Source organism: Streptomyces sp. NBC_01508 (assembly GCF_045040315.1).
Classification (GTDB): Bacteria; Actinomycetota; Actinomycetes; order Streptomycetales; family Streptomycetaceae; genus Streptomyces.
Genome location: NZ_CP109419.1, coordinates 4,978,651 through 4,995,033, shown reverse-complemented (window position 1 = coordinate 4,995,033; position 16,383 = coordinate 4,978,651). Strand labels below are relative to the sequence as shown.

Here is a 16,383-nt window from a genome sequence, read left to right as displayed (position 1 = left end):
CCCTGACCAGCAACGGGACGACTGGGACGACTCCCCCGGCCCCAGCCCAAACCCCGGGTGGTCCACGGTCCCGGACCAGCGGACCAACCCGGACGGGGACCGTCCCGAGCCGGTCCGGGACCGTGCGGGGACGGTCCCGGACCGACCGGGGACCGGTCCGGGACCGGTCCGGGACCGAGCAGCGGACTATCCCCAGGACCGGTACGTACGGCAGTACACAAGTGGTCCGCGCGGACCGGACCGGTCTGCGGACCAGACTTTCCGCAGGTCAGCGCGATGCCCCCTCTCGGTCCTCGGAGACCAACACCTTGGTCCCCAAGGCCGGCAGACCGCGCCCGCTATCGCGGACCACTCCCTCGGGGACCGGAATCGCCCGGACCACCCACGGTCCCCACTGCATCCGGTCCCAGCGGACCGGTCTCCACCCGCACCGGCGGACGTCCTGCGGCATCCAGCAGGACCACGCCCCGGCCCAACCCCTCGACGACCACCGCTCGGAGAACACCCACATGCACGACCAGCACAGCGAACACACCATCGTTCAGCAGGAAATGGCCTCGACCCCAGCCATAAGCGCAGCAAGTTGTCCCGGAAGCAATGCTCCCGGAGTTCCCGCCCCGGGGGTGGCGGGAGAGCCCCGGCGCCAAGGGCACCGGGTCGGCAGGCAGCGGCCGGGGGCGGACCGCGGCCTAGAGGGGAACGGTCCGCCGAGTCCCTCTCGCGCAAGCGTCAGCGCGCTCGTCAGCCGAAGCCCCACGAGCGCCTGCACCAGCCCAGCTGCCGTATGAACGACGCCGAGTTCGCGCGCTTCACCAACGCGGCCGACCAATGCGCCATGAGCAACGCCGCCTTCCTCGCCTACGCGGTGGACAAGGCGGCCCGCGACCTGACCCGCACCGCCGCCGAGATCGCCACCGAACGCGAGGTCATCGACGAGATCTTCGCCGCCCGCCGGCATCTGGGCCGCATCCACGGTCTGTTCAACCAGGTTGCCAAGGCCCTCAACTCCGGAGTCGACGCACCCCACCTGAACGCCGCTGCCCAGGCCGTCATGGGCGCGGCCCGTCGCATGGAGGATGCCGCCGATGCCCTGCTCGCCCACCGGGACGGAGGTGCCCCGGCGTGATGCCCCGCGTCCACAAGCGGGGCAGCGAGACGATCGGTCTGATCCGCTACCTCTACGGCCCCGGCACCCACGAGGAGCACGTCGACCCGCGTCTGGTCGCCGCTTTCGACCCGCTCATCCCCGCCCCCTGCCGCGACCCCAGCGCCACCTACAAGCAGTTGCAGCGCCTGCTCGACCAGCCCGTAAACGCCCTGCCCGTCGACCGACGCCCCAAGAAGCACGTGTGGCACCTGTCCGTACGTGCCAGCCCCGAAGACCCGATCCTGTCCGACGACCACTGGGCAGCCATCGCCCGTCGCATGGTCGCCGCCACCGGCATAGCCCCCGACGGCGACCATGCCGCATGCCGGTGGGCAGCGGTCCGGCACGCCGACGACCACATCCACATCATCGCCACACTGGTCCGCGACGACGGACGACGGCCCCGCCTGAACAACGAGGCCCGCCGCGCCCAGGCCGAAGCCCGCGCCATCGAGGTCGACTACGGCCTGCGCAGGGTCAGTCCGGGTGATGGCACCGCCGCCAAGCGCCCCACCAGCGCCGAACGCCACAAAGCCGAACGCCGTGGTCAGCAGCGCACTCCGCGCGAGGAACTGCGCGAGACGGTCCGCCGCTCGGTGGCCGGCGCGGCAAGCGAGGAAGAGTTCTTCAACCGCCTTGCCGCAGTCGGCTTGCTCATCCGGCGCCGCATTGCACCGTCGGGCGACACCCTCGGCTACACCGTCGCTCTCCCCGGTGACCTCAATGCCATGGGCGAACCCATCTTCTACTCCGGCTCCAAGCTCGCCCCGGACCTCTCCCTGCCTCGCATCCGTGAACGCTGGACCCAGACCTTGGACGACAACACACCGTCGGTCTTGCCGTCGGCAACCGGGGCCGCGTCCGCCCGCCGACGCGCAACCACTGCCGCGTGGCAGGCGCTGCTCGTCATCGACCACGGCGACGACGGCATGATCGCCGCGCAGATCGCCGCCACCGGGGAAGTCCTCGACGCCCTCGCCAAGACCTCCGCCGCCCACACCCGCCACGAGCTGCAAGCCGCCGCCACCGCGTTCGAGCGCGCCTCCCGCTCCCACATACGCGCCGCACGAGGCCACGACCACGCCCTTCGCCGAGCCGCTCGCGACCTCGTCCACAGTGGCTCGGCCTTCGGCCAAGGCGAGGACGGCGCCACCACAGCCATGGCCATCGACATGGTGATCTTCCTCGCCATCGCCGCCGCGAACTGGCACGCCAAGAAGCAGCACGCCCAACAGGCCGAAGCCGCGCACCAGGCCGCCGCACACCTCCGCGCCGCCTACCAGGCCGCCGCCCGTCACCCCATGGCGCTGCTCCACCAGCGAGGAAGCCACCTGGCCCCGGCCTGGCAGCGCCATCACGCCACCGCCGTACACCAAGCTCTGCCCGAACTGGCCGACCAGATCCTCGCCGAACCCGGCTGGCCGGCCCTCGCAGCCACCCTCGACGACGCCCGGACCGTCGGCCACAACCCCACCACCCTGCTCACCCAGGCAGCGGCCCGCAGGGAACTGAACTCGGCGGAACGCATGAGCGACGTGCTCGTGTGGCGGCTCCGACGGATGGCCGGCCTACCCGCTGATCCCCAGAATTCTCAGGGCCGACGGGTCGGCTGCACCCACGCCAGGCCCTCTCCCGAACGGGCAGCGCACATCGGGACCGGACCCGCGAACAATCCCCCACGACGACGCTGAACCCATTAATCGAGCGCGGAAACTAGCACACGACCCCCGGTTGGGCTAACCAGGGATTCTCCACACCATGAGTACATCAGCACCCCGCCCCCGCCCCGCTACGGAGAACCCCCTGTGCCCGCATCCACCCCTCGCCCCCACGTCATGGCCCTGCTCTTCGACACGGACTTCAACCGATCCTCGGGCACCCGCACCTTCCGCCACCTCGACGGACGCCCCTTCACCGACGAGGAACAGGCCCTCGCCGATGACGCCACCTTCGAAGAACTCCAGGCCGCCGACGTCCATGTGCACGCCCCCGAGGCTGGAGCCGAGGCCCAGGCCGCCGCGCACCAAATGGCCGAGCTCCTGTTCAAGTACGTCCTCCCGCACCGCGAAGCCCTCATCCCATTCATGACCCACGAGGACATGCTCGAGTACAGCCGGTTGGAGACCGTCATTGCCGCGGGCGCTGGCAGCCTCCACCCGCACAAGGACTGAGCGCACAGACACGGCCTCGTACAGGAACCGGTGGCCGGTGGTCGGGGAGAGCCCTCCCCGACCACCGGCCAAGGTCATGGTCAGGGACCAGGTAGGTCCCCTACATCGCCCCGGCCGCCAGCGATGTGACGCCCGGCACCTGCTCGGCGATCACGTGCACCGAGGCTCCGGCCTCGGCGAGAACGACGGCGGTGGTGAGCCCTGCCCGCCGAGCTCCGACGACGACAACGCCTTCCCTAGCACTCATGACCTTGCCCCGAAGAGCTCAGGGAAGCAGGGCCGTGTCCAGGTACTCCTGCACCGGCTCGAACAGTCCGTACGGCACGTACTGCGGGATCTCGCCGTGCGCGACCCAGGCCAGGCCGGCCACCTCACCAGCACTCGCGATGACCGCCTCGCCGCCGACCGGGCGGCATGCGATGTAGTGGATCTCCCGGCCCGTCATGGGGTGAGTCCGCTGTCCGAGCGCGCTCTGCGGCGACACCAGAAGCCCGGTCTCCTCCCGGGTCTCCCGCGCTGCGGCTTCTTCGGGGGCTTCCGCAGGTTCGATCTTTCCTGCCGGAAACTGCCACGAGAGTGCGCCTTCCGCCACGCGTCGTCGCACGAGCAGGACGCGCCCGTCCTGAACGACGACGGCAGCGGCGACCGTCGTCCCGGCCTCACTGGTCACGGAGATTCCCTTCCGAGCGCCGTCGCCGTATCCCGCCGAGGTGGCCTCAGCTCTTGGTGAGCACTTCCCTGGCCGCGTAGTAAGCATGCAGTGCGGCCTCGCTCCCCGAACCCAAGGCGGTCATGATCCGCTGGAAGCGGGCGGAGCGGAGATCGCCAGCCACGATGACGCGGGGATGCTGGTCAGTCGGCGGACAGTACCCGTCCACGCCGCAGGTCAGGTCGCCGGACGGGACGTTCGGGGCGTTGCCGATGCTGAGGTAGGCGGCATCCGCCACGATCGTCCGTAGGGTGCCGCCCTGGCCCATCGCTTCCGCTGACACCACTGTGCCCTCTGCGGGCCTCAGCGTCAGGTGCCCGACGGGGAGGAGCGTGACGCGGGGGTCCTCGCGGACCTCTTCGATCTTGTATTCGTCGACCGCCGGGTACGCCACGAGCAGACGGGTGCCGGTGGTCGGGTGGGCTCGCAGGAAGGTGCCGATCGGGCGGTCGCCGCCGAGGACGAGGAGTGTCCGGCCCTCGGCGTCGTCCGCCTCGGCCTGCCAGAGCGGGGGCAGGGTCAGGCCGTCGGGTGCGGTGATCCAGGTGGCGTCGCGGGGTTGGAGGGGCCCGACGCCGGTGGCGGCGATGACGTACGGAGCGGTGAGACGGACGCCGGTGTCGACCGTGACGGTCACGTGGACGTCGTCGGCACGAAGCTCGGTAACGTGCCGGCCGAGTTCGAGACGGCACAGCTCCGTGCTCTTCAGCTCCGCGACGATGGAGTCGGCCAGCTCGGGGCCGCTGGTGTAGCCGCCGAGGACGTTGTTCAGTACCGGAATCCGGTAGAGGTTGCGGCACAGCCGGTCCGGCTCGACCAGAATCGAGCGCATGCCGACGCTGGCGGCCATGCGGGCGGCGGCGCAGCCGGCCGGGCCGCCGCCGATGATGATCAGGTGGGTGTCGTACAGCGTGTCGGCCATGGGTCTATTCGAGCACCGGAGTCCCGGCGTACGCAGTGAGTTGTCCGATCACCTGGTCGCTGGTGACGAGTTGGCCGGTTCCAATCAGGCGACGGGCGACGAGGAGGCCGGCGTCGTGGACGTCGGGGCCTGCGTCGGTGGCGCAGGCGTCGGTGACGATCCAGGGTGCGTAGCCGTGCTCGAAGGCGTCGGCAGCAGACTTCAGGACACAGCTCTCAGTGGCGATCCCGCAGAAGACGAGGTCGGTCCAGCCGGCCTGGCCGATCAGTTCCGTGGCCTCGGGGGTGAAGAGCGTGTACCCGGTCTTGTCGACGACCGCATGAGCGTGGATGGCTGCTTCCGCGAGTTCGGGAACGATGTCGGTCTCGGGTGGTTCCTGGAGTCGTCGCCACTGGAAGAAGCGCTCGTATGGACTGTCCGGATAGTTGAAGTACCGGGTGAAGACCACAGGACGGCCAGCGGCGGACCACTGGGCGAGCAGGTCGGAAACCGCCGGCACGGCGTGACGGCTGTGGTGGTTGACGAAGCCGTTCTGCACGTCGATCACGACCAGTGCGGCGCTGCCGATGTCCATCCGGTGTCTCTCCTGCCCTGTGTTCTCAGCCATCGCTCTCACGTAGAGCGTCCTGTGCGGCACGCAGCCGTTCGACCAGTCCGCTGGTCTTCATGATGGCCTCCCGCATCAGGAAGTGCTGCGCGCTCTCCTGGGCACGGGCGGTGGTGAGCCGGGAGTAGGCGGCGCGCAGGAAACGCCAGCCGTACTGCTCTGGCATGGAGGGGTCTTGGCCATCCTCGATCATCTGCTGGATCTGGTGGGTGAAACACCACAGAACTTGGACGGTCAGTTCGAAGGTGACCAGCTCGTCGGTGGTGAGGCTGCGTTCGCAGGAGTGGGAGGCGTAGGCGACGCCGGACCATCCAGCGTAGGCGGTGGAGACGCCCCGTACACCGAAGGACACGATGTCCGGATGATCGAAGCCGGTGGCCAGGAGCGACTCCTCGACTGTGCCGTCCAGGGGCGCGGGCCCGCCTGGGGCGCCCCGGTCGACCAAGACCGAGGGTGTGGACAGCAGGCGTAGTGCGGTGTCGTAGGTGTCTCCGGTCCACGGGCCGGAGGTGAGCCAGTACAGGGAAAGGACGTACTCGGGGTTGGGGACCGGCGTGTGGTCCTCGTCCAGGAGGTCGCGGAGCTTGTCTCGTGCCCAGGGCAGGTCGGAGGCGTATGAGCGGTAGCGCCAGACGGCGAGGTCGGTGAGCGCGGTGGGCTCTTGCCGCTGGAGAAGATGAAAAACGGCGACCCCGCATGCGAAGACGTGCAGGACGCAGTCCTGCGCTTTGGGGTGATCCACTCGGGCCGAGGAGGACGCCAGCCACTGGTCATCCACGCTCGGTGTCATGTGCGCGCGGAGCCGGAGTGCGCGCTCGACGCCAATGAAAACCGGCAGGAACTTGTGGGAGTCGGCTTCGATCCTGCCTGTGCCAGGTATAGCTGCGTCATTGTTTCCCAGCGCCGCCGCGAAACGGGCCTTCGCGTCATCCGATGCACGGCCGAGTGCCGTGTCTAGGACGGCCTGAGACTCGGCGCGGGGCCGGTAACTCGCCCCGCCGCCATCCCAGTTCGACACAGTCCGCTCACTGACACCCAGGTAGGCGGCGAAGTCCCGAAGGCTCATGCGGAGGGCGTCGCGTAACAGCCGGGCTTCCCGGCCGGACCATCGCTGCACCATGACCACCGTCGTGCCCCCTGCCCGTCACTCGGTGAAACGCCGAAACGTCCAGCGTAGCCAGCCCTGTTCAGCAGCGCTGCGGCATTGTTGCAGCACTTCTACGTCACGCTCCGCGACCGGTCTGCACCATGCTGGGTCCACCGAGCCGACAGAGCACGCCGAGATCAGGCGCCCCCGCCCATTCCCCCGTGCACCACCACCAGAAGGAGCAAACGGCATGACCGACATCGTCAAGCGCAACGCCCGCGTCATCCTCCTCGACGGCGACAAGCTGGTCCTCATCAAGCGCACCAAGCCGGGCAGGGAACCGTACTGGGTGTCCGTCGGCGGCGGGGTCGAGGAGGATGACGCGACCATCGAGGCCGCACTGCACCGTGAGGTGTTCGAGGAGCTGGGCGGCAAGCTGGAGCGCGCCGAGCTCGTTCACCTGATCACTGACAAGCTGGAGGGCGGTGTCGGTGTCCAGCACATCTTCGCCGCACGCCTGGAGTCGATGGACCTGGCCGCGCGGACGGGGACGGAGTTCGCCAAGCCGGAGCGGGGCGGGTATGAGGTGGTCCGGGTGCCCTTCACTGCCGAGGCCGCCCGTGAGCTGAACCTGATGCCGCCGGAGCTGGCCGAGTTCATCGCCGCGAACACGGACGCGATCGTCTCCGTCCTCAACACCCCGATCCGCGAGGCGTGAGCGATGGCGCGGGTCCCGGACTTCGTCAGCCTCAACGGCCCTGACAACGTGGGCAAGACGACTCACCTCGTCCGGCTGGCCGGGCGGTGGGAAGCCTTCCAGCCGCTGGGATCGGTCCACGAGCACGACCCCGAGGCGTGGGCGCGGGTGGCGGCCGGCGACTACGCCCGGTGGTGGTTCGAGACGTCCACGACCGTCGAGCTGACCGAGATGCTGCTCGCCGGCCACGGCAAGCGGGCCGCCGCCCGCGAGGAGGGGCGTACGGGCCTACTCGACCGGGGCCTGCCCATGCTCCTCGCCGTGGCCACCGCGACCTGCGTGGTCAAGGACGGTCTTACGGTCGGCGAGGCGTTCAAGACCGTGACGGGCATCGCCGGTTCGCGAGCCGCCGCACCGGAGACCGCGATCCTCCTGCTGTCATCACTCGACGCCGAACGCGGCTACGCCATCACCAGCGCCCGCGAGGGCCGTCCATGGACCGGGATCTACCCGGCCTACCAGAAGACGCTGCACGCGGTCCTACTCCACCAGGTCGACCACGGTGCCTACACCGCGGTCGTCGACTGCGAGGACCGCTCCCTGGACGACGTCCACGCCGACGTACTCAGCCACGTAGTCATTCCCCAACTCACTGACGGGAATCACCGATGACTCAGAACTCCCCGCCCCTGGTCCTGCCGCCCGGCCTCGCCCGCGTCATAGCAACGCTCCAGGACAAGGACCGGCACCGCCTGGACGACGCCGTCACCCGGCTACACACGGTCAACGGACGTCTGTGGGACATCGAGGACCGGGTACGCGGCGCCTTACTCTCCGCCGCCCAGGTCGCCGACTGCAAACGGGAGATCGACCAGCTCAACGCCGAACGCAACGTACTCGCCGAGCGGGCCGACGAGGTCCTCGGTTCGCTGGCAGACGCAGGCCGCGCCGATGCGCCGCTGCACACCGAGACGCTCGCCACCGTCGTCGACCGCCTGTCGGTGCTGACGCTGCGGATCTGGCACAGCAAGCAGGCTGCGGCCCGAGACGAGCTGACCCGCCGCCGTGTCCCCGCCCTCCACCGCCAGCGGGAGGAGCTGTGCGCAGCCCTCGACACGCTGGTCTCCGACGTCGTCGCCGGACGCCGTCGACTCCCTGTACCGGCCCGCTTCAAGTTGTACGGCCGGAACGCCGCGGCCCCCGCGGAGGTCAAGCCGAGTCGGCACCTGCGCCGGGTCCTCGCTCTCGGTGGGCTGAGCGAGTGCGGCAAGAGCACCAGCGCCGAGTTCGTCCAGCGCACGTGCGGCGCCCAGCGCCTGAAGATCGGCTTCCTGCTGCGGCAGGCGGCCCACCGGGAGGGCCTTGCGGACCCGTACGCGCTGTCGGCCCGGCGGCAGGCCGAGCTGCTGCTCGGCGAGCTGAACCGCTTCGCAGACGCCCACGTCGACACACGGCTGTTCACCATCGAATCCGTCCACGACGACACCTCGATCGCCGAGCTCAAGCAACTCATGGGCGACACGCTCCAGATCGTCTACCTGGACGCCTCCTTCGCCATACGCGTCGAGCGGTCCGGGACTCAGGCCCAGGCCGTCGCGGCGAAGGACGAGATCAAGATGAGCCGTGGCGCCCACCAAGTCGCCGCGCTCGCCGACCACGTCATCGACAACACCAGAAGCATCGCCGCCCTCCGCGCACGGCTCCGCCGCATCGCCGCCCCGCCGACGGTCACGGCGCTGCGTGTGGCCACCCCATACGGGTTGGGCCTGCCGGCCGCGGTCGCCTCGGCGACGGCCGACTTCACCGACGCAGTACGGGCATACGGCCCCGGCGTACGGCTCGCCGCCCTGACCGGCAGCCCCGGCGAGGGCAGCTGGATCGCCGGCTGGTCCGACCTGGACCTGCTCGTAATCGCCGAACACGAGGCCCTCGGCCGGGTCCACGAGGCCCTGGAGCAGTACCGGACCGCCCTGGCCGGCGCGGCCTCCCTCGGCCCCACCCTCGTCACCCCCGGCGAACTGACCGCCCGACGCCTCACCCCGCGCCTGGCATTCGTCCTCCACCAACTCCAGCAGGGCAGCCCCGTCCTGCACGCCGCACCCGACCTCGAACTGCCGACGATCAGCCGAGACGAGCTCGCGCTCGCCGCCGTCCGGGAAATCCCCCAGGTCATCCTCACCATGCGCCGCCTGCGTGCCGACGCGGGGCCAGCCACCCTGCGGCAGCTCTACAAGCACGTCGTGCTCGCCTGCCGCCTCCTCCTCCGTGAACACAACCAGTGGGAGTCCGGACCCGACCGGATCCTCACCGCGGCCTCCCGCATGCCGGGCCTGGCCAACCTCTCGGTGCCTTCCCTGGCCGAGATCTCCAGCGCCTGGCGCGACGGCGACACCGACCGCGCCTTCAAGCCCGTCGTCGCGGCCGTCGACCAGTTCCTCACCTGGTACGCCATCCAGCTCGCCGCCTGAACAGCCTCCCCCTTCATCCTTCTCCATCCAACAGGAGCTTCGCCATGCCCGAAACCATCACCATGCCGTCCTTCTCCGCCCGAATCGTCGAGCGCCTCAGCGTCGGGGCCACGAGCCGCCGCGAGCGTGTCATCCACTCCCTGGACGGCCTGGAGGACCCGGTCCACCCCGACACCCTCGCCAACACCGGAGCCGACCTGTGGCGTCTGCTCCAGGAGCAGGTGCCGGACGGACTCGGCTCCGTGGACTTCCTCCTCGGCCTGGACGCGGGCGGCATCCTGCCGACCGTCTCCCTCGCCGGCGCCGCCCATCTCCCGTACAAGATCGCCTGGAAGCTGCACCTTCCCCTCGACGGCGCGGTCCGCTTCAGCGAGCCCCACGCGATGCGCACCGACGTCTTCGCGTACGGCATCGCCCCCGGGCAGCGCATCGTCATCGTGGACGACGAGATCACCACCGGCCGGACCCTGGCCGACCTCACCCACCGCCTTCGCGAGGCGGGCGCCGTCCCGCTGGCGGCGGCCTGCCTGGTGGAGGACCCCGCCCGCGGCGCCCGCGACCTGCTCACCGACCTCGGTCTGCCCCTGGTCTCGCTCACCACGATCGAAGGCCCGGCGTGACCGCGGTCGCCCCGGCAGGGATCCGGTTCCACCACGGTTCCTTGGTCATCCCCGCCGGGGCCGTCCACACCACCCCGCTCGGGTACGACCGTGACAGCGTTCCCGCCGGCGCACCGCTCTCGCTTGCCGCTTCCGCTGAGCTCGTCCACCGCCTGAGCGGGTGCGGCGAGGTCGTGGCGGTTTTCGAGGGGAAGCTCGGCGACACCCTTCTCGCTCTATCGGGAGTCCGCGCGGTCCTCGACTGGCTGCGGCTGCGCTCGGTTCGCGTGGCCGTCCGGGCAGTCGGTCCGTACGCGGGGTTGATCGCCCGCACCGGGCTGATCACGCGGCCCCAGGCCACCGCGCCGAACGGGCATCGGGCCGTGATCGGCGACCACGCGGGAATCGAGGCACACGGCTCGACAGCGGCGGTGAGCCTGGTGCTCGACCCGGCCGCCCCGCCCTGCTGGTCGACCGACGGCCGCGCCCACCCGGACCTGCCCGCCCGCCACTACCTGGCGCTGGAGCGCCGCCTCGGCATCCGCCTGCCCGCCACGGCCCCCTTCGTTCCCACCCTCGCGACCCGGCCGAACGACCTCGTGGAGGAACTGCGCTCGGCGGGCTGGCTCAGCAGGCTGAACATCGCCGCCATCACCGCCACCAGTTGGCCGGAGTGCAAGGACTACACCGCCCGGCGCTACATCACCCTCGCCGAGCACATTGCCGAGGCCCACCAGACCCAGGCCCGGCTGCTGCTCATCGGCGGCAACCCGGGCGACGGCCCCTGCGTCACCGCGGAGGCACCCCGGCGCCATGTGCAGGTCCTCCGCCTCGACGGGATACCGGCCGACCACCTCGCCGACCTCTTCCCGCACTGCCACCTCATCGTCGGCAACGACACCGGCCTCACCCACCTCGCCGCGATGGCCCGCGGCCGGGACGGCGGCAGCCCGCCGGTCATCGGCCTGTACGCGCGCCACAGCCACAGCAAGTGGCGCACCGGCATGCCGCACCACCACGCCATCGCCACCGACCTGTCCGAGCGCATGCACCAAGGCGACCTCTGCCCCGTCCGCGACGCCATCACCCCGGACACGGACGTTCACATGGACGCCTTCCCGCCCGACGCGCTGGCCCAAGTCAGCCTCGAACTGCTCAACGGGATGGAGCGATGACCTTCCCGCCTCCCCTTCGTATCGGTCCGGTACGGCGCTTCACCCGCAACCTGCTCTGCCCCGTCGACCTCCTCGGCCACCCGCTGCTCCTGAAGTACACCCGCAACCCGGCCGAGGCCCGCGAGGAGATCCGCGGCCACGCCCACCTGGCCCGGCATTACCGCGTCCCCGCCCTCCATGCACACCTGCGCGTGCCGGGCGGGCACCTCCTGGCGTACGAACGTCTCCCCGGCGGCACCGACCAGGGCCTCCTGCTCGACCTCCTCAACGCGGACGAGCTGAGCGGCGACCTCCACACTTACATGGACCAACTCACGGCCGCGTATCGCGAGTTCATCCTCGGGACGGCATGGTCGGCCGATCCGGCGCACGTCGTCCGCAAGCTGTACTGGGACCGCGCGGCGCCGGGCGGCCGACTCGACACGTACTACGCAGGCAAGGACTTCCTGATCGCCGATGGCCTCATCGATATCCCGGTCACCCGCCTCGACACCTACGCCCTGAACATCAACGGCCGTCGACACCGCCTCGGCTGGGCCGCCTCCCTCCGCTGGCTGCGCGCCCACTTCGCCACGGCCGAGCCAGTCTGGGCGGCCCTCACCCAGGGCGACCCCACCGACGTCAACCTTGCCCATCCGCTCGCCTGGTTCGACTACGACACCGCGGGCATGAACAGCGTCCCCGGCGAGTTCGCCAACTTCCTCTGGTACGCCTCCGCACTCGGCGGCTGGCTCGTCCCCACGTACAACCCGACCGCCTTCGCCGACCACCCGGCCACCTTCGACCACGTCCTGGCCAACACGCCTAAGGTCCGGCGAGCAGACGTCGACCACACCACCAGCACCATCCACATCGACTACGCCCCGCGTCTCTCGACGCCCCGGCGAGCCGCCGTGACCGCGTACTGGAACCAGCTCGTACGGCCGGTCGCTGACCGCCTCTGGCCCGGCGAGGACCTGGCGAACCTCCTCCGCCCCTACCTGGCCATGCGCATCCTCGGCGTCTACAACCTGGCCGACCTGGCCCCCGAGGACCGGCTCGTCCTCCTCGCCCGGCTCGCCGAGGCCATGAGCCCTGCCTTCAACCCCACCACCTACTTCTGCCCGCTGGAGTCGCCATGCCCGGCCCCCTGAACGGCCACACCGCCCTGGTCACCGGAGCCACCGGCGGCCTCGGCACGGCCATCGCCCGCCGCCTCGCCGCAGACGGCGCCACCGTCGCCCTCGCGCACCTCGACGACGACCCGGCCGCAGCCGAGCTCGCCACCCACATCACCGACAGCGGCGGCACCGCAATCCCCCTGGCAGCCGACGTCCGCAACACCGAGGCCGTACACGCCCTCTGCCAACAGGCCCACGACCGGCTCGGCCCGATCGACATCCTGATCAGCAACGCCGGTGCCTATCCCCGCCGACCGTGGACGGAGACGACACCGGCCCACTGGGACGATGCCCTCGCCACCAACCTGACCAGCCACTACCTCCTCGCCCACGAACTCACCCCCGCCATGAAGGCCGTCGGCTGGGGCCGGATCATCACCATCGGCTCCGTCCTCGCCACCGCGGGCCGCCAGGACCTCACCGGCTACATCAGTGCCAAGGCCGGCCTCGAAGGACTCACCCGCGCCCTCGCCCGCGAACTCGGCTCCGCCGGCATCACAGCGAACTGTGTCGCTCCGGGCTCGATTCGCGTCCCCGCCGAGGACACCGTCGTCGACGACTCGGAGGCCATGACCGCCCGCCAGCTCGCCCGCCAGTGCGTCCAGCGCCGGGGCCGCCCGGAAGACGTCGCCGCGGCCGTTGCCTTCCTTGCCACCAACGACACCAGCTTCATCACCGGTCAGACCCTGCGCGTGGACGGGGGCTGGATCCTTGGCTGACATCTGGCTCATGCGCCACGGCGCCTATCAAGGCCACCGCCCCGGCTACCACGCCCCGCATGAAGCCGCCCTCACACAGGAGGGCCGCGACCAGGTACGCCTGTCCCTCCCCCTCCCCAACGGCATCCTCGCGATCGTCACCAGCCCGGTTCCCCGTGCCCGCCAGACCGCCACCCTCGTCTCGCACCTCACGGGCCTGCCGATCGTGGCCACCTCCGGCCTCTTGGCCGAATGGCGCGCCCCGAGCATCGTCCTCGGCCGTACCTCCGAGACCTACCCACCGGCCTACCGCGCCTGGCGAGCCCGCCGCCTCGCCAACCCCTGCCTACGCTGCGAAGACGGCGAAAGCCTCACCGACCTCCACACCCGCGCCCGCCACGGCGCCGCCTTCCTCCACCACACCGCCGGGCACCACGGCCCCCTGCTGGTCGTCTCCCACACCCTCCTCTTGGGCGTCCTCACCCACCTTCAAGAAGGTCCCGCCGCCTTCGTGACCGCCGCGAGAACCCCCTGGCAGTTCGCCGAGCGCAGCCTTCTGTCTGCCCATCAGCGAGCGGCGCCTGGCCTTGAACGACCCGCCCAATAGATGGCCGCCAGCCACTACTCCTACTCGTACGTCTCCTTCCAGCATTCCCGATGCCACCGGTCTGCCTGCCCCAGGCCATTCACCGCGCCGAGCGAAGGCAGCGAGGTCCCGTTGTTCTATTGCCCGGGTAATCGCGCTGGACGGCGAGGATGTCTTTCCCCATGGCGAACTCCGCAGCCGGCCAGCTGAAGTACATCGTGGCCACGGAGATCGCATCGTCAACCTTGAAGTGCGCCTTCGCTCTGAGCAGGTCACGCGCCTCCCAGCTGGGGTCTTGCTTTTGGGCGTGTGCCGCTTGCACTGAATCACCATGCTCCGCCCATCAGGAAGGCACTTCAGCTCTGTTGTTGTAAGAGCCCCCGGCCCTTTGCACGTCAGTGCAGCAGTCGCGCTGGCACAGCTCGGCAACAAAGCCCTCGGACTTCGCCCCCGTCATCGTGTCGACTTGGGCGAGCGTCCGGTGCCCTGCCTTCACGGCCTCGTCGTGCCGCCACTGTCGATCGTCGCCCTTGATGAACCGATCGGTGCGCCACAGCCATCACCCTCCGGCGGCGGCGCCACCGAGAACAAGCGAACCGACGAGATAGGGCCAGATCTCGCCAGAAGGCCACCAGCGCGACACGCTCACGCCCTCCAGGATGGCGCCTATCCTGAGTCGCCGCTGGAGACGCTTACGCGCGGCCGATACCCGCCGCTTCCACCGCGATCCTGGTCCTGCTTCCCGCAGGGATCTTCCTCTTGCTCGCTCCTCTAGGCGTCGCGGGCACGATCTTTAACGCGATCAACACCCACCCTCCCACCCCTTGCAGCGCCGTTTGTGGCGGTGGGCACGGTCGTCGTGAACCGGCTCTCCCGGAGGAATCGCTGCCACACCCGAAAACCTCAGAGACCCGTTCGCGATCACTGGGCTCCTGGTCACCGTGACCCTAAGCACCGCGAGTTCGTTCGGCGGGAAGGACGCGGCCAGGACCTCACACGGGACGCAGAGCCGGGCGGGGAGCCGGACCCCACTCCCATCGGCGGGAGGCAGGCAGGCAGGCAGGCAGGAGCACCGGCCCCGCGATAGTCTCTCGGGCATGCCCGACGGAGGGGGACCGTGTCAGTGAGCATCAGCAGCGACGAAGCGGACGTCTGTACCACCGCCACCACCAGCGGCACGGCACTGAGCGCCGACCGGATCAAGCACCTGGAGTTCATCCAGGCCGTCGTCACCAGGCTGGGCAACAACTCTTTCCTGCTGAAGGGTTGGGCCATAGCACTCACAGCCGCCATCCTGGCACTCTCAGCCGGGCGGCTCAGCTGGCAGATCGCACTGAGCGGAATCATCCCTCTGCTGGGCTTCTGGTTTCTCGACTCGTACTTCCTGCGCCAAGAACGACTCTTCCGGACCCTGTACGAGGACGCCCGGACGCCCAACAGCGGCGTGGAAATGCTATCGATGAACATCGAGCCGTACCTGGCAAGGGTGACTCTGGCAAAGGTCGTCTTCTCCCAGACACTGGTGCTGTTCTACGGTGCCCTGCTGATCGCCCATTTCGTGGTCCTCCTCCTGACCCGCTGAATCACGCCCTCGGGGACGCGGGCGGGTACAGCAGGGCGGCCATCTCATCGGCCAATAGATCGAGCACGGCCGCATCCCGAACGCCCGCCCCGTCTCCCGGCCACAGCGGGCCCATGGCATCACCTCGCCACCGCGGAACGAGATGGACATGGGCGTGGAACACCGTCTGGGAAGCCGCGGAGCCGGCGGAATGGATGACATTCATACCCTCAGGGGCGAGGTGGTCACGCAAGACGTCTCCAATGCGGAGCGTGGTCGCAAGCAGATGCACTGCCTCCGTCGGCGACATGGCCCAGAGGTCCGGCGCATGGATCCGGGGCACCACAAGCGTGTGGCCGAGGGTCGCCGGGACCAGCGGGAAGAACACCACAGTGTGGTCGTCCTCGAAGATCATCCGAGCCGGGCCGCAGCCGACAGCGATGGAACAGAACGGGCACGGGTGCATGGATGTCCTCGCCTTCGCGATCCGGAGTTCTTCGAAGCAATCCCCGGCCACCACCCTGGCAGAAGGGACGGACGAGGAGGGGCGAAACCGCCATGGGAGGCGTCTTCATCAACTACCGCAGGAGTCCGCGTGCCACGGATGCGGTGCACCGTCTGCGTGAGCGACTCAGTCGTCACTTCGGCGACGCGCAAGTCTTCCTCGACACATCGTCGATGCTGCCGGGTAACCGCTACCCAGATGACCTCAGAGGCCGAGTACGTGACTGCGAGGTTCTGCTGGTCACCATTCCGGAGGGCTGGCTGGAAGCGCGGAACCACTCGGGCGAGAGAT

Annotated in this window: 17 protein-coding genes and 1 pseudogene; 12 read left to right on the top strand and 6 right to left on the bottom strand. The window is 69.7% G+C overall.

What is annotated here, in order from left to right:
* Positions 1 to 784 precede the first annotated feature (784 nt).
* The 3 genes from OG700_RS23290 to OG700_RS23280 all read left to right on the top strand — a co-directional run bounded on the left by OG700_RS23290 (position 785) and on the right by OG700_RS23280 (position 3,318).
* The gene (locus tag OG700_RS23290; RefSeq protein WP_405616583.1) at positions 785 to 1,126 is read left to right on the top strand and encodes a plasmid mobilization relaxosome protein MobC; all 342 of its coding nucleotides are present in this window, start codon (positions 785 to 787) and stop codon (positions 1,124 to 1,126) included.
* Positions 1,123 to 2,838 carry a mobilization protein gene (locus tag OG700_RS23285; protein WP_405616581.1) on the top strand — a complete coding sequence of 572 codons (1,716 nt, stop codon included), beginning with the start codon at positions 1,123 to 1,125 and terminating at the stop codon, positions 2,836 to 2,838. The genes OG700_RS23290 and OG700_RS23285 overlap by 4 nt, the downstream gene beginning before the upstream one ends.
* Before the next feature lie 114 nt (positions 2,839 to 2,952).
* A complete protein-coding gene (locus tag OG700_RS23280) occupies positions 2,953 to 3,318 on the top strand; it encodes a hypothetical protein (RefSeq protein WP_405616579.1) in 366 nt (121 codons plus the stop codon).
* Between the two features lie 103 nt (positions 3,319 to 3,421).
* Here the strand turns inward: OG700_RS23280 and OG700_RS23275 are convergent.
* The 5 genes and pseudogenes from OG700_RS23275 to OG700_RS23255 form a co-directional block, all read right to left on the bottom strand.
* Positions 3,422 to 3,565 (bottom strand): annotated as a pseudogene (locus OG700_RS23275) (FAD-binding oxidoreductase); the annotation flags it as partial.
* An 18-nt stretch (positions 3,566 to 3,583) separates the two neighbouring features.
* Positions 3,584 to 3,988: an NUDIX hydrolase gene (locus OG700_RS23270; protein WP_405616577.1), complete on the bottom strand. Its 405-nt coding sequence runs from the start codon at positions 3,986 to 3,988 to the stop codon at positions 3,584 to 3,586.
* Positions 3,989 to 4,034: 46 nt separating this feature from the next.
* Positions 4,035 to 4,949, bottom strand: coding sequence for an FAD-dependent oxidoreductase (locus OG700_RS23265; protein WP_405616574.1), 915 nt, complete (start codon positions 4,947 to 4,949; stop codon positions 4,035 to 4,037).
* 4 nt (positions 4,950 to 4,953) lie between these two features.
* Entirely contained in the window at positions 4,954 to 5,523 is a 570-nt protein-coding gene (locus tag OG700_RS23260; RefSeq protein ID WP_405621898.1) for an isochorismatase family cysteine hydrolase, read from the bottom strand.
* Positions 5,524 to 5,548: 25 nt separating this feature from the next.
* Positions 5,549 to 6,334 (bottom strand): hypothetical protein, encoded by a 786-nt coding sequence (locus tag OG700_RS23255; RefSeq protein ID WP_405616572.1) that lies wholly within the window; start codon positions 6,332 to 6,334, stop codon positions 5,549 to 5,551.
* A 559-nt stretch (positions 6,335 to 6,893) separates the two neighbouring features.
* On the opposite strand from OG700_RS23255, the gene OG700_RS23250 reads away from it, so the two are divergent.
* The 9 genes from OG700_RS23250 (at position 6,894) to OG700_RS23210 (ending at position 15,608) form a co-directional block, all read left to right on the top strand.
* Positions 6,894 to 7,361, top strand: coding sequence for an NUDIX domain-containing protein (locus OG700_RS23250; protein ID WP_405616570.1), 468 nt, complete (start codon positions 6,894 to 6,896; stop codon positions 7,359 to 7,361).
* Positions 7,362 to 7,364: 3 nt separating this feature from the next.
* Positions 7,365 to 8,012: a hypothetical protein gene (locus OG700_RS23245; protein ID WP_405616568.1), complete on the top strand. Its 648-nt coding sequence runs from the start codon at positions 7,365 to 7,367 to the stop codon at positions 8,010 to 8,012.
* Positions 8,009 to 9,808 carry a DUF4254 domain-containing protein gene (locus OG700_RS23240; protein WP_405616566.1) on the top strand — a complete coding sequence of 600 codons (1,800 nt, stop codon included), beginning with the start codon at positions 8,009 to 8,011 and terminating at the stop codon, positions 9,806 to 9,808. Before OG700_RS23245 ends, OG700_RS23240 begins: the two co-directional genes overlap by 4 nt.
* A gap of 44 nt (positions 9,809 to 9,852) precedes the next feature.
* The gene (locus tag OG700_RS23235; RefSeq protein ID WP_405616564.1) at positions 9,853 to 10,428 is read left to right on the top strand and encodes a phosphoribosyltransferase family protein; all 576 of its coding nucleotides are present in this window, start codon (positions 9,853 to 9,855) and stop codon (positions 10,426 to 10,428) included.
* Positions 10,429 to 10,469: 41 nt separating this feature from the next.
* Positions 10,470 to 11,582, top strand: a complete 1,113-nt coding sequence (locus OG700_RS23230; protein WP_405616562.1) for a glycosyltransferase family 9 protein — start codon at positions 10,470 to 10,472, stop codon at positions 11,580 to 11,582.
* The gene (locus tag OG700_RS23225) at positions 11,579 to 12,715 is read left to right on the top strand and encodes a hypothetical protein (RefSeq protein WP_405616560.1); all 1,137 of its coding nucleotides are present in this window, start codon (positions 11,579 to 11,581) and stop codon (positions 12,713 to 12,715) included. The genes OG700_RS23230 and OG700_RS23225 overlap by 4 nt, the downstream gene beginning before the upstream one ends.
* Positions 12,700 to 13,461, top strand: coding sequence for an SDR family NAD(P)-dependent oxidoreductase (locus tag OG700_RS23220; protein ID WP_405616558.1), 762 nt, complete (start codon positions 12,700 to 12,702; stop codon positions 13,459 to 13,461). The genes OG700_RS23225 and OG700_RS23220 overlap by 16 nt, the downstream gene beginning before the upstream one ends.
* Positions 13,454 to 14,047, top strand: a complete 594-nt coding sequence (locus OG700_RS23215; RefSeq protein WP_405616556.1) for a histidine phosphatase family protein — start codon at positions 13,454 to 13,456, stop codon at positions 14,045 to 14,047. The genes OG700_RS23220 and OG700_RS23215 overlap by 8 nt, the downstream gene beginning before the upstream one ends.
* A 1,102-nt stretch (positions 14,048 to 15,149) precedes the next feature.
* A complete protein-coding gene (locus tag OG700_RS23210; protein ID WP_405616554.1) occupies positions 15,150 to 15,608 on the top strand; it encodes a hypothetical protein in 459 nt (152 codons plus the stop codon).
* Position 15,609: 1 nt separating this feature from the next.
* Here the strand turns inward: OG700_RS23210 and OG700_RS23205 are convergent, their stop codons facing one another.
* Positions 15,610 to 16,053 (bottom strand): HIT family protein, encoded by a 444-nt coding sequence (locus OG700_RS23205; RefSeq protein WP_405621896.1) that lies wholly within the window; start codon positions 16,051 to 16,053, stop codon positions 15,610 to 15,612.
* Positions 16,054 to 16,383: the final 330 nt, after the last annotated feature.

What these genes read in the sequence shown, in the direction of transcription:
- OG700_RS23290 (WP_405616583.1), top strand. Translation starts at nt 785, where the DNA reads ATGAACGACGCCGAGTTCGCGCGCTTCACCAACGCGGCCGACCAATGC.
- OG700_RS23265 (WP_405616574.1), bottom strand. Translation starts at nt 4,949, where the DNA reads ATGGCCGACACGCTGTACGACACCCACCTGATCATCATCGGCGGCGGC.
- OG700_RS23260 (WP_405621898.1), bottom strand. Translation starts at nt 5,523, where the DNA reads ATGGACATCGGCAGCGCCGCACTGGTCGTGATCGACGTGCAGAACGGC.
- OG700_RS23250 (WP_405616570.1), top strand. Translation starts at nt 6,894, where the DNA reads ATGACCGACATCGTCAAGCGCAACGCCCGCGTCATCCTCCTCGACGGC.
- OG700_RS23245 (WP_405616568.1), top strand. Translation starts at nt 7,365, where the DNA reads ATGGCGCGGGTCCCGGACTTCGTCAGCCTCAACGGCCCTGACAACGTG.
- OG700_RS23240 (WP_405616566.1), top strand. Translation starts at nt 8,009, where the DNA reads ATGACTCAGAACTCCCCGCCCCTGGTCCTGCCGCCCGGCCTCGCCCGC.
- OG700_RS23235 (WP_405616564.1), top strand. Translation starts at nt 9,853, where the DNA reads ATGCCCGAAACCATCACCATGCCGTCCTTCTCCGCCCGAATCGTCGAG.
- OG700_RS23225 (WP_405616560.1), top strand. Translation starts at nt 11,579, where the DNA reads ATGACCTTCCCGCCTCCCCTTCGTATCGGTCCGGTACGGCGCTTCACC.
- OG700_RS23220 (WP_405616558.1), top strand. Translation starts at nt 12,700, where the DNA reads ATGCCCGGCCCCCTGAACGGCCACACCGCCCTGGTCACCGGAGCCACC.
- OG700_RS23205 (WP_405621896.1), bottom strand. Translation starts at nt 16,053, where the DNA reads ATGCACCCGTGCCCGTTCTGTTCCATCGCTGTCGGCTGCGGCCCGGCT.